9 protein-coding genes are annotated in these 12,304 nt (G+C 76.3%); 5 read left to right on the top strand and 4 right to left on the bottom strand.

Features of this window, described 5'->3' with window-relative positions; translation table 11 throughout:
- Positions 1 to 28 precede the first annotated feature (28 nt).
- Positions 29 to 424, top strand: coding sequence for a DUF3040 domain-containing protein (locus tag ADL22_RS20425; protein ID WP_066981506.1), 396 nt, complete (start codon positions 29 to 31; stop codon positions 422 to 424).
- Positions 425 to 770: 346 nt separating this feature from the next.
- Here ADL22_RS20425 and ADL22_RS20420 read toward each other — a convergent pair whose 3' ends face one another.
- The 4 genes from ADL22_RS20420 to ADL22_RS20405 all read right to left on the bottom strand — a co-directional run bounded on the left by ADL22_RS20420 (position 771) and on the right by ADL22_RS20405 (position 6,394).
- Entirely contained in the window at positions 771 to 3,200 is a 2,430-nt protein-coding gene (locus ADL22_RS20420) for a transglutaminaseTgpA domain-containing protein (protein ID WP_066981503.1), read from the bottom strand.
- Between the two features lie 3 nt (positions 3,201 to 3,203).
- Complete coding sequence (locus tag ADL22_RS20415; RefSeq protein ID WP_066981716.1) at positions 3,204 to 4,562, bottom strand: DUF58 domain-containing protein; 1,359 nt, start codon at positions 4,560 to 4,562, stop codon at positions 3,204 to 3,206.
- On the bottom strand, positions 4,562 to 5,587 hold the full coding sequence (locus ADL22_RS20410) for an AAA family ATPase (protein WP_066981500.1): 1,026 nt from the start codon (positions 5,585 to 5,587) through the stop codon (positions 4,562 to 4,564). Before ADL22_RS20410 ends, ADL22_RS20415 begins: the two co-directional genes overlap by 1 nt.
- Before the next feature lie 246 nt (positions 5,588 to 5,833).
- Positions 5,834 to 6,394, bottom strand: coding sequence for a beta-class carbonic anhydrase (locus ADL22_RS20405; RefSeq protein ID WP_066981497.1), 561 nt, complete (start codon positions 6,392 to 6,394; stop codon positions 5,834 to 5,836).
- A 409-nt stretch (positions 6,395 to 6,803) separates the two neighbouring features.
- Here ADL22_RS20405 and rsmH point away from each other — a divergent pair, with 409 nt between their 5' ends.
- The 4 genes from rsmH to ADL22_RS20385 all read left to right on the top strand — a co-directional run bounded on the left by rsmH (position 6,804) and on the right by ADL22_RS20385 (position 12,262).
- Positions 6,804 to 7,763: a 16S rRNA (cytosine(1402)-N(4))-methyltransferase RsmH gene (gene rsmH, locus ADL22_RS20400; protein ID WP_079064287.1), complete on the top strand. Its 960-nt coding sequence runs from the start codon at positions 6,804 to 6,806 to the stop codon at positions 7,761 to 7,763.
- Positions 7,760 to 8,419 carry a hypothetical protein gene (locus ADL22_RS20395; RefSeq protein WP_066981491.1) on the top strand — a complete coding sequence of 220 codons (660 nt, stop codon included), beginning with the start codon at positions 7,760 to 7,762 and terminating at the stop codon, positions 8,417 to 8,419. Before rsmH ends, ADL22_RS20395 begins: the two co-directional genes overlap by 4 nt.
- A gap of 114 nt (positions 8,420 to 8,533) precedes the next feature.
- The gene (locus ADL22_RS20390) at positions 8,534 to 10,507 is read left to right on the top strand and encodes a peptidoglycan D,D-transpeptidase FtsI family protein (protein ID WP_079064286.1); all 1,974 of its coding nucleotides are present in this window, start codon (positions 8,534 to 8,536) and stop codon (positions 10,505 to 10,507) included.
- Between the two features lie 18 nt (positions 10,508 to 10,525).
- On the top strand, positions 10,526 to 12,262 hold the full coding sequence (locus ADL22_RS20385; RefSeq protein WP_066981488.1) for a UDP-N-acetylmuramoyl-L-alanyl-D-glutamate--2,6-diaminopimelate ligase: 1,737 nt from the start codon (positions 10,526 to 10,528) through the stop codon (positions 12,260 to 12,262).
- Positions 12,263 to 12,304 lie beyond the last annotated feature (42 nt).

Raw genomic sequence — 12,304 nt, 5'->3', positions numbered from 1 at the left:
CCCCGCGACCGACGAGTAGGAGGACTCCGTGCCGCTCTCGGAGCACGAGCAGCGCATGCTCGAGCAAATGGAGCGAGCGCTGTACGCCGAAGATCCCAAGTTCGCGACAGCGCTTGAGGGAAGCGGGCTGCGTACGTACACCCGGCGACGGGTCTACCAAGCGGTCGCGGGCTTCCTGGTGGGTATCGCCCTGCTCATGGCCGGAATGGTCGCGCAGCAGATCTGGGTCAGCGTCGTCGGCTTCCTCGTCATGCTCGGCTGCGCCGTGCTGGCCGTCACCGGCTGGCGCAAGGCCCCCCGCCCCGGCGACCGGACCGCGGGCCCCGGCGGCCCCCAGGCACGCCGCCAGTCCAGGCCGCGCCGCTCCATGATGGACCGCATCGAGGACCGCTGGCAGCGCCGCCGCGACGAACAGGGCCACTGACCCCCGGCCCCGTATGGGGCGCGATCCCGTTCTCCTGCCTGCCCCACCTACCGGCCAGCCGTCCGCATCCGGCCAATTCCGCGACCCTTTTTCGCTGAGCCTTTTCCGTTCCCTGGCTGCCACTGAGCCTGTTCCGGCTGCCTTCTCGGCCCGGGCCCCGGCTGCTTTTCCGGCACGCCCGCGCCCAGCTCGGGGCTCCGCGCCCTTGCGCCCCGGCGGCTGGCGCCCGCCCGGTTTTCTGCCGCCAGTGGCCCCTGGCCCCTGGCCCCTGGCCCGTTCCGTCTTGCCCGCCCGACTCCGGCGGCTCCCCTCCCCGCGCGCCTGCCGCAATACGTAACGCCCCCGCCTACCCCCGTCCCGCCCCTCGCCGCAGTGCAGTCCGGACGGTCGCGGCCGCGCGGCGGGCGAGGGTGGCCGGGCGGCTGGTGCGGCAGCGGTGGAGGAGGGCGGAGCAGCGGGTCGCGGTGGTGTGGCGGAGGCGGGCGGCGGAGCGGGGGGCGAGGTGGGCGCGGAGGCGTACGGGGCGCGGCGCGGCGGTGTGCAGGCCGGCGCGGACCTGCCGGACGTCCGCGGCGAGGCCGGTCGCCGGCAGGGGGTGCGGGGCGTACAGGGCCTGTTCGACGGCGGTGGCGACGCGGCGGGCGGCGTCGGCGGCGTCCGGCGGGAGTTTTCCGATGCGAATGATCCGGGCGGCGGCGGCCCGGGGCGTCAGCGAGCGGTCCGGGAGGATGCCGTGGTCCCAGCCGGTGTCGAGCAGCTCCTGCCAGGCGGCGAGGGTGGCCGCCGCGGCGTCCCCGGCCGGTCCGGGGCCGGACAGCCGCCGGGCGCGGACCCTGGCCCGCCACAGCACCGGCACCGCGGGCACCGAGAGGAGGACGAGCGCGCCGAGCGTGAGGAGGACGAGCGTCCACGGCAGCCCGCCGCCGTGCGGCGACTGGGCCGTGGGTGTCGCGGGCGCCGCGGCGCAGCCGCCCCCGCCCCCTGGCCCCCCGGGGCCGGCACGGCGCTCCCCCGGCCCGCAGCTCGGGGCCGTCGACGGCCCCGCGGAAGGCGCCTCCGACGGCGTGCCGGCGCGGTCAGGAGCACCGGAGGCGCCGGTACGGTCGGCGTCCGGGTAGGCGTAGTCGGGGACGGTGCCGCGGCTCGGGGTGGGTTCGAAACGGGTCCAGCCGACGCCCTGGAAGTACAGCTCGGGCCAGGCGTGGGCGTCCTTCAGGCCCACCGACGTCGTGCCGTCCGGCTGGCGGGTGCCGGGGGTGAAGCCGACCGCGACCCGGGCCGGGATGCCCAGGGTGCGGGCCATCGCCGCCATGGTGAACGAGAAGTGGACGCAGAAGCCCTCCTTGTCCTCCAGGAAGCGGGCGATCGCCTCGGTGCCGCTGCCCGCGCGGACCTCGGTGTTGTAGCTGAAGCCGCCGTCGACCGCGAACCAGTCCTGGAGCCGGACGGCCTTGTCGTACGCGGTGCGGGCGCCGCGGGTGACCTGGTCGGCGGTGGTGCGGACGATCGGCGGGAGGTCGGGGGGGACCTGGGTGTACTCGCGCTCCAGGGCGGCGGGCGGCGCCGGGGCGGCGGCGAGCTGGCGGGCGGTGGGCCGCACCTGGAGGCTTTCGACCTGGTACTGGAGGCCGTGGGTGTTCTGGCCGCGGTCGCCGACCAGGGTGCGGCCCTCGGGCTCGAACCGCCAGCGGCCGGGGAGGTCCACCCGGGCCGCCGGGTAGGGCAGCGGGAGCCAGTTCTGGGCGTACCACGCGGCGGTGGAGACGGAGGTGGTGATCCGGGTGACCGCCACGTCGGTGCTGAGGCCGGGCGGGCGCGGCAGCTCGCCGGGGACGTCGGTGACGGTGCGCTCGGAGGGCTTCCAGGCCGTCCCGTCGAACTGGTCCAGGGCGACGATGCGGAGATACAGGTCGCGGGTGTCGGCGGCGGTGGTGCGGTAGTTCAGGACCTCGCGGTCCTCGGGTTGGTTGAGGCTGTCCTGGAGGGAGACCAGGGGGTTGACGGCGGAGATGGTGCCGCCCCCGCCGTCCGGGCCCGTACCGCCGGCGGACGGGCCGAGCAGGCCGCCGCCCAGGGACGGCAGGACGGCGGGGACCAGCAGCGCCACGCCCAGGGCCAGTGCGCCGATGCGCCGGCCCGTGCGGACGGGCACCGGGGCGCCGTGCGTACCGTCCGGGCGGGGGCGGCCGAAGACCCGGCCCCACTGGGCGAGCCGGTCGCGGCCCTCGGCGAGCAGGAGCAGGAGATAGCCGGCCGCGGCGACCAGGAACCACAGCCAGCCCGAGCCGCCCGGGGACAGCCCGGCCGCGACGGAGTACAGCGCGAGCAGCGGCAGCCCGGCGGGCGCGGCGCTGCGGTACGTGACCGCCAGCGCGTCCACCAGCAGGCCGACCAGCAGCACCCCGGCCACCAGCAGCAGCTTGATGCCGGGCGTGACCGGGGCAGGGATGGCGTACCGGCCGACGTCCCGCAGCCCGGCCCGGGCCAGATCGGCGAGGGCCTCGGCGGCGTCCGGCCCCGGCAGCACCCCGGCTATCGCGTGGCCCCGGGCGAACAGGGCGGTCAGGAGGAGGACGGCCGCCAGCGCCTGCGCGCCGAGGGTCAGCGGTCTGGCCAGCGGCACCCGCCGGGCCAGCGCGCCCACGCCCGTCACCAGCGCCAGCACCGCCGCCGCCTGGAAGAGCCAGGTGACCGGATCCACCAGCGGCAGCAGCGCGCACCCGGCGCACAGCGTCGCCGCGATCGCGGCCAGCGCCAGCCGCGCCCGTCCGCTCATGCCCTACGCCCCCCTCCGCCCGGCGGCCCACCCGGGGTCGGCGCCCGCCGCCCCGGCACCGTCCGCCGCCCGCCACAGATCGGCCAGCGCGTCGCCCGGCGCCACCGGCAGCGCCGTCCAGCCCGCCTCGCGCAGCCGCCGCAGCCGCTCGCCGACCGGCGCAGCCCCGGTGGCGAAGCGGATGCCACCGGGCCCCAGGGCCCAGGCGTCGCCGTCCAGGACGAAGGCGACCGCGGTGGCGCAGCGCCGCCGGATCCGGCCGGCCAGCGCCGCCTGCTCCTCGTCCAGATCGCCGAAGAAGGCGACCAGCAGGCCCTCGCCGCCGCCGCGCAGGGCGTCGTACGCCCCGGCGAGGGTCTCCTCCTCGGAGTGGCGCACCACGGCGAGGGTGTCCAGCAGCAGGCCTGCGGCGTCCCCCGGCTCCCCGGCGGCCCCGCCGGCCTCCGGGCCGGGCACCGCGCCGCCGGTGTCGGTCAGCAGCCGCACCGAGAAGCCGAGCCCGAGCAGGTGGACGGCCACCGAGGCGGCGCCGGCCACCGCCCATTCGAAGGCCGAGTCGGGTCCGGAGCCGTCGTGGGCCACCGCCCGGGTGTCCAGCAGGACCGTGCAGCGGGCCCGGCGCGGCTGCTCCTCGCGGCGCACCATCAGCTCGCCGTGGCGCGCGGTGGCCCGCCAGTGGACCCGGCGCAGATCGTCGCCGTGGCGGTAGCCGCGCGGAATGACGTCGTCCTCGCCGGCCGCCGCGAGCGCGCTGTGCCGCCCGTCGCCGTACCCGGAGCTCTCGCCGGCCAGCCGGACCGCCGGCAGCGGCTCGACCCGCGGCACCACCGTCAGGGTGTCGGACGTGCTGAACGCGCGGGTCAGCTCGCACATCCCGAACGGGTCGGCCATCCGCAGCTGCAACGGGCCCAGCGGATAGCGGCCGCGCAGGTCGGAGCGGACGCGGTAGGACACCTCGCGGCTGCCGCCGGGCTCGACGCGGTCCAGTACGAAGCGCGGGCGCGGCCCGAGGACGTAGGGGACGCGGTCCTGGAGCATCAGGACGCCGGTGGGGAAGCGGGCGACGTTCTCCACCCGGAGGCGCACCTGGGCCTCGGCGCCCGCCGGGACCCGGGCGGGCGCCAGCGCGCGGCCGCCCGCGACGCGGTAGCGGGTGCGGTGCAGCACCAGGACGCACACCAGCGGCAGCGCCGCCAGCAGCAGCCCGACCCGCAGCAGATCCGCCTGCCCCAGGAGATAGGCGCAGGCCGCGGCGGCCGCCCCGGCCGCCAGGAACGACCGGCCGCGGGTGGTCAGCCCCCCGAAGGCGGCGCGCAGCCCGCCGCCCCCCTCCGGTGCCCCCGTGCTCCCCCCCGCGGACATCAGGCCCCCCGGGGGCCGGGCGGCCGCAGGCCGGGCGCGGACTGCCCCCACTGCGGGGCGGACGGCTCCGGGACCGGGGTGCGGCGGACGATCTCCAGCACCACCTGCTCGGCCGACCGGCGGTTCAACTGCGCCTGGGCGGTGGGCAGCAGACGGTGCGCCAGCACCGGGACGGCCAGGCTCTGCACATCGTCCGGGAGCGCGAACTCCCGCCCGGCCATGGCCGCCGCGGCCTTCGCCGCGCGCAGCAGATGGAGCGTGGCCCGGGGCGAGGCGCCGAGCCGCAGATCGGGGTGGTGGCGGGTGGCGGCGACCAGCTCGACGGCGTACCGCCGCACGGCCTCGGCGACGTGGACGGCGCGCACCGCCTCGGTCAGCCGCACGATCTCCTGGGCGCCCGCCACCGGGCGCAGCCCGTCCAGCGGGGAGGCGCCGCCGTGCACATCGAGCATCCGCAGCTCGGCCGCGGGGGAGGGGTAGCCGATCGAGACCCGGGCCATGAAGCGGTCGCGCTGCGCCTCGGGGAGGGGGTAGGTGCCCTCCATCTCGACGGGATTCTGGGTCGCGACGACCATGAACGGGCTGGGGAGCGGGTAGCTCTGCCCGTCCATGGTGACCTGGCGCTCCTCCATCGACTCCAGCAGCGCGGACTGGGTCTTGGGGGAGGCGCGGTTGATCTCGTCGCCGATCACGATCTGGGCGAAGATCGCGCCGGGCTTGAACTCGAACTCCTGCCGCTGCTGGTCGTAGACGCTGACGCCGGTGATGTCGGAGGGCAGCAGATCGGGGGTGAACTGGATGCGGCGCACCGAGCAGTCGATGGACCGGGCCAGGGCCTTGGCGAGCATGGTCTTGCCGACGCCCGGCACGTCCTCGATGAGCAGATGGCCCTCGGCCAGCAGGACCGTCAGCGCGAGCCGTACGACCTCCGGCTTGCCCTCGATCACGGCCTCCACCGACCGGTGCACCCGCCCGGCGGTGGTGGTCAGATCGGCGAGGCTCGCTCGTTCGTCATACGTCGTCACTCGGCCCTCCTCGGCCCGTTTCCGGGTGGCCGACGCCCCTCGGCGGCCCTCCCCGTGTGCGCGGACGCGCCCGGCCGCGGCCGGGGCGATGTCACCTACGCATTCTTGCCGCCCGCGCGGCCCCGCGTCATGGCCTGTGGACAACTCACACCGCCCGGTCCGGACCAAGCGGACAAGCCCGGCGAACCGGGTGGGAGGGGGAGGTGGACGGGGCCGGCCGCACCGCGCGGCGGGCCCCGGCGCGGCTCAGTCCCGCGGGTCGATCTCCCGCAGCAGCCCCGTGGTGACGTCGAAGACGAACCCGCGCACATCGTCGGTGTGCGGCAGGAACGGCGAGGTGCGCACCCGCTGCATGGACTGCCGCACGTCCTCGTCCAGGTCCTTGAACGCCTCGACCGCCCAGGTGGGCCGCTGGCCGACCTCGGCCGCCAGCTCGTGCCGGAAGTCCTCGGTCAGGCTGAGCAGCCCGCAGCCGGTGTGGTGGATGAGGACCACCGACCGGGTGCCCAGCGCCCGCTGGCTGATCGTCAGGGAGCGGATGATGTCGTCGGTCACCACCCCGCCCGCGTTGCGGATGGTGTGGCAGTCGCCCAGCTCCAGGCCCAGCGCGGCGTGCAGGTCCAGCCGGGCGTCCATGCAGGCCACCACGGCGACCCGGCGCACGGGGCGGGCGTCCATCCCGGGGTCGGTGAAACCGGCCGCGTAGCGCCGGTTCGCCTCCACCAGGCGGTCGGTCACGGTGCCGCCCCCGGAGGCGGCACCGGTGTCGGCGGACGGGGCGGACGGCTGGGACGCGGGTATGGCCATGGCCTCACGGTAATCGCTCCCGGCCGCCCCGGCCCCTCCGGTCCGCGGGCGTACGAGGCGGCCGCCCGGCGTGTGAGGTACTCCACAGCCCCCGGCGGCGGGGACGAAGCCGAACAAACGCCCCGTACGCACCCCGCGGGGGACGCGCGGAACCGGTTGATTGACCGGGACGGCAGGTGGACTAAAGTGACGCGAAGTGGGAGGCGTGACGCTCTCCTCGGATCTTCGATCCCTCGCGTGCGTGACCGTACGTACGGTTCGGCCTCCTCCCGCTCCACCGGTCTTCCGACGTCACTTCCCCGTCGCCGGAGGGCCACTTCCCCTTCAGAGCGGGCGGGGACCAAGCGGTACGTGCGGCATCCCCCAGCCAACGGCCGGGACCCACCTGCCGCCCACCATCGGAAGGCGCATGAGCAGCAACACTCGCCACGTACCCGTCATGCTCCAGCGGTGCCTGGACATGCTCGCCCCCGCGCTCACCGAGCCCGGCGCGGTCGTCGTCGACTGCACCCTCGGCCTCGGCGGGCACAGCGAGGCGCTGCTCTCCGCCTTCCCCGAGGCCCGGCTCGTCGCCCTGGACCGCGACCCGTCCGCGCTCCGGCTGGCGGGAGAGCGGCTGGCCCCCTATGGGGACCGCGCCACCCTCGTGCACGCCGTCTACGACGAGCTGCCCCAGGTCCTCGACCGGCTCGGACTGCCCCGCGTGCAGGCCGTCCTGTTCGACCTCGGCGTCTCCTCCATGCAGCTCGACGAGGCCGACCGCGGCTTCGCGTACGCCCAGGACGCCCCCCTCGACATGCGGATGGACCAGACGACCGGCATCAGCGCCGCCGAGGTCCTCAACACCTACCCGCCCGGTGAACTGGTGCGGATCCTGCGCGCCTACGGGGAGGAGAAGCAGGCCAAGCGGATCGTCGCGGCGGTCGTCCGGGAGCGCGAGAAGGAGCCGTTCACCAACAGCGCCCGGCTGGTCGAGCTGATCCGGGACGCGCTGCCGCAGGCCGCCAAGCGCACCGGCGGCAATCCCGCCAAGCGCACGTTCCAGGCGCTGCGCATCGAGGTCAACGGCGAGCTGGCCTGCGTCGAGCGGGCCATTCCGGCCGCCGTGCGGGCGCTCGCGGTGGGCGGCCGGATCGCCGTGCTCTCGTACCACTCGCTGGAGGACCGGCTGGTCAAGCAGGTCTTCGCGGCCGGCGCGGCCACCACCGCGCCGCCCGGCCTGCCGGTCGTCCCCGAGCGCTACCAGCCCCGCCTGAAGCTGCTGACCCGGGGCGCCGAGCTGCCCACCGAGGAGGAGGTCGCCGAGAACCGCCGGGCGGCCCCCGCCCGGCTGCGCGGCGCCGAGCGCATCCGCGAGGACATCGCGTGAGACGGCCGGGGGGAAGCCCGCGCGGCCGGCAGCGCCTGGCCGCGCTGCTGCCCTCCGCGCCGCGCACCGGCACCGCCGCGCGCGCCCCCTTCGTCCTGCTGGTCGTGGTGCTGCTCGGATCCGGGCTGATCGGCCTGCTGCTGCTCAACTCCGCGCTCAACCAAGGGTCGTTCGAGCTGAGCCGGCTGGAGCGGCGGACCGGCGAGCTGACCGACGAGCAGCAGGCCCTCCAGCAGGAGGTGGACGGCTACTCCGCGCCCGGCGCGCTGGCCCGCCGGGCCCGCGAGCTGGGCATGGTGCCCGGCGGCAACCCGGCGTTCCTGCTGCCGGACGGCACGGTGCGCGGCGCCCCCGGACCGGCCCCGGCCGCCGGCGCCGCGCTGTCCGCGTCCGCCGGGCCGCTCGCGCCCCTCACCGCGGCCGTGCGGCCCGCCGCGCCGGCGAGCCTGCCGCCGGCCCTCGCGCCGCAGCCGGTGCGGTCCCCGGCCGGGCCGCTGGCCCCCAGCACCCCGGGCGTCCCGTCGTCCCCGGGCCCGCTGGCCGCGCCCGAGGCCCCGGCCTCCGTCCTCACGCCCGACTCGCCCGCCCCGCCGGCCCCCGCCGCCCGTGCCGCGGGCCCGTCGGCCGGCCCCACCCCGCCCGCCACCGGCAGGTGACCCCGTGACGCCCGCACCCGCCTCCCGCCGCGGCGCGCCCACCCGCCCGTACGGCGCCGCCCCGCGCCCCGTCTTGTGCCCCGCCACCCCCGCGTACGCCCCGGAGACCGCGGTATGACCGAGCCCAGGGATCCCCGCCGTGTGCCGCGCCCGGCCCGGTCCGGCGGCCGTCCGCCGGCCCGCCGGTCCGGCACCGCCCGGCCGCCCGCCGCCCGCCGCCCGGGCCCGCCGGGCCGCCCCCGGCCCGCCACCGGGCCGCTGCGGCCGGTCAGCCCGCGCCCCCGGCTGCGGCTGATCGCGCTGGCGCTGACGCTGGTGATGTTCGCCTTCACCGTCCGCCTGGTGCAGGTGCAGGGCGTGGACGCCGCGGCGTACGCGGCCAAGGCCAACGAGAACCGCTACGTCCCGGTCAAGCTCGCCGCCGAGCGCGGCGCGATCACCGACCGCAACGGCGTCGACCTCGCCACCACCGTGGACGCGTACGACATCACCGCCGACCCCAGCCTGCTGGCGCCCGCCAAGATCAAGATCACGGACGCCCCGGCGCGGGCCGCCGCGCTGCTCGCGCCGATCCTCGGCGAGTCCCGGCAGACCCTCGCCGCCAAGCTCGACCGGCCGGCGTCCCGCTACGTCCTGCTGGCCCGCCAGCGCACCCCCCAGGTCTGGAAGCGGATCAAGGAACTGCGCGGCAAACTGGACGCGGAGGCGGCCGCCGCCCCCAAGAGCGCGCCCCGCCCCAACGTCCTGGTGGGCATCTTCGCCGACAAGCACAGCAAGCGGGTCTACCCGGGCGGCGACCTCGCCGCGGGCGTCCTCGGCTTCGTCAACGGCCAGGGCCGCGGCGCCGGCGGCCTGGAGGCCCAGCTCGACAAGGAGCTGGCGGGCAAGGACGGCAAGCTGGTCTACGCCCAGTCCGGCGGCCGCCGGGTGCCCACCGCCGACACCCAGGAGCACCCCGCCGTCCCCGGGAGCGACGTCCAGCTCACCCTGGACCGCGACATCCAGTGGGCGGCCCAGCAGGCGATCAGCGAACAGGTCTCCCGCTCCCGCGCCGACCGCGGCTACGTCGTCGTCCAGGACACCCGCACCGGCCAGATCCTGGCGCTGGCGAACGCCCCCGGCTTCGACCCGAACGACATCACCCGGGCGTCCCCCGAGGCGCTCGGCAACCCCGCGCTCACCGACGCCTTCGAGCCCGGCTCCACCAGCAAGGTGATGTCGATGGCCGCCGTCCTGGAGGAGGGCGCCGCGACCCCGTACACCCGGGTCACCGTCCCCAACCGCCTCCACCGGGGCGACCGGCTCTTCTCCGACGACGTCGACCACGCCACCTGGCACCTCACGCTCAACGGCGTGCTCGCCAAGTCCAGCAACATCGGCACCATCCTGGCGGCCGGCCAGCTGGGCGCCACCCAGCCGCAGGCCAACCAGGTCCTCTACTCCTACCTGCGGAAATTCGGCATCGGCCGGCCCACCGGACTGAACTTCCCCGGCGAGACGGACGGCATCCTGGCCAAGCCCCAGGACTGGAACACCTCCCAGCAGTACACCATCCCCTTCGGCCAGGGCCTGTCCCTGAACGCCGTGCAGGCCGCCTCCGTCTACTCCACGATCGCCAACGGCGGCGTCCGGATCGCGCCCACCCTCGTCCGCGGCACCACCGGCCCGGACGGCCGCTACGCCCCGGCGCCCCCGCCCGCCCGGTCCCGGGTGGTGAGCGAGAAGACCGCCACCACGCTGGCCGCCATGCTGGAATCGGTGGTGGACGACGAGGAGGGCACCGGAGCGAAGGCGAAGATCGACGGCTACCGCGTCGGCGGCAAGACCGGCACCTCCAACCGGGTGGACCCGAAGACCGGCCGCTACCACGGCTACACCGCCTCCTTCGCCGGTTTCGCGCCCGCCGACCAGCCCCGCGTCACCGTCTACTGCGCCATCCAGAACCCCACCCGGGGCAGCTACTTCGGCGGCCAGATCTGCGGCCCGGTCTTCCAGCGGGTCATGACCTTCGCGCTGAAGTCCCTCCAGGTCCCCCCGACCGGTACGCCCTCCCCCCGGCTGCCGGTCACCTTCACGCCAGGCGAATGAAATCGAGGCAACCCCGCCGTGACGACCATCACTCCCGACGGCCCGCAGCCCCCCGGCGACAGCGGCCCGCCGACGCCCTCACTTCGCCCCGGGCCCGTTCTGCCCGGTACGCTCACCGCCGTGTCACAAGCTGATCAGTCCCCGAAACCCCAGCCCGCGGAGAGGGGCGGCCCCGGTGGATACCCGGGCGCCCCGCGCCCTGAGGAGGTCCGCCCCACCCCCCTGGCCGACCTCGCCCGGCAGCTCGCGGTCCCGGTACCGGACGGCGCCGGCGCGGTCCGGGTCACCGGCATCACGCACGACTCCCGTGCGGTCCGCCCCGGCGACGTCTACGCCGCGCTGCCCGGCGCCCGCCTGCACGGCGCCGACTTCGTCGCCCAGGCCGCCGACCTCGGCGCCGCGGCGATCCTGACCGACCCCTCGGGCGCCGGGCGGGCCGCCGCGACCGGCCTGCCGGTGCTGGTCGCCGACGACCCGCGGGCCCGGATGGGCGCCCTGGCCGCCGCGATCTACGGGACGCCGGGCGCGGACCTCCTCCAGATCGGGATCACCGGGACGTCCGGCAAGACCACCACCGCGTACCTCATCGAGGGCGGGCTGCGGGCCGCGGCCGCCAAGGAGGGCGGCGGGCTCACCGGACTGATCGGCACCGTCGAGTCGCGGATCGGCGACGAGCGGCTGAAGTCCGAGCGGACCACGCCCGAGGCCACCGACCTCCAGGCGCTGTTCGCGGTGATGCGCGAGCGCGGCGTGCGCTCGGTCGCCATGGAGGTCTCCAGCCACGCGCTGGTCCTCGGCCGGGTCGACGGCTGCGTCTTCGACGTGGCGGTCTTCACCAACCTCAGCCCGGAGCACATGGAGTTCCACTCCGGTATGGAGGACTACTTCCAGGCCAAGGCGCAGCTGTTCACCAAGGCCCGCAGCCGGGCCGGGGTGGTCAATCTGGACGACGAGTACGGCCGCCGGCTGGCCGCCGGCGCGTCCGAGGTGCCGGTCACCACGTTCTCCGCCGAGGGCCACCCGGACGCCGACTGGCGCGCCGCCGACGTCGAGGTCGGCGCGCTCGGCTCCACCTTCACCGTGCACGGCCCCGGGGGCGTGGTGCTGCGCGCCGCCTCCCCGATCGCCGGCCCGTTCAACGTCTCCAACGCGCTCGCCGCGATCACCGCGCTCGCGGTGGCGGGTGTGGACCCGCAGACCGCCGCCGCCGGCGTCGCCGCGGTCCCCGGCGTCCCCGGCCGCCTGGAGCGGGTGGACGCCGGCCAGCCGTATCTCGCGGTCGTCGACTACGCGCACAAGACGGACGCCGTCGAATCGGTTCTGCGCGCCCTGCGCAAGGTCACCGCCGGCAAGCTGCACGCCGTCCTCGGCTGCGGCGGCGACCGGGACCGGCAGAAGCGGATGCCGATGGGCGCCGCGGTGGCCCGGCTCGCCGACACCGCCGTGCTGACCTCCGACAACCCCCGCTCCGAGGATCCGCTCGCGATCCTCGCCACCATGCTCGCGGGCGCCGCCGAGGTGCCCGTCCACGAACGCGGCACCGTCCTCGTCGAGGAGGACCGGGCCGCCGCCATCGCCGCCGCGGTCGCCCGCGCGGAGCCCGGCGACACCGTGATCGTCGCCGGCAAGGGCCACGAACAGGGCCAGGACATCGCCGGAGTGGTCCGCCCCTTCGACGATCGCCAGGTGCTGCGCGACGCCATCGCCGCGTCGCGGAAACCGCAGCCGTCACAGCAGCCGAACCACCAGGGATGACACACCGCCATGCGCGCACAATCCTCTTGTTGGCACCTCCTG

The organism is Streptomyces sp. NRRL F-4489, from assembly GCF_001509485.1.
Taxonomy (GTDB): domain Bacteria; phylum Actinomycetota; class Actinomycetes; order Streptomycetales; family Streptomycetaceae; genus Streptomyces.
The sequence above is the reverse complement of the archived record's forward strand: the minus strand, read 5'-3'. Positions and strand labels throughout refer to the sequence as shown.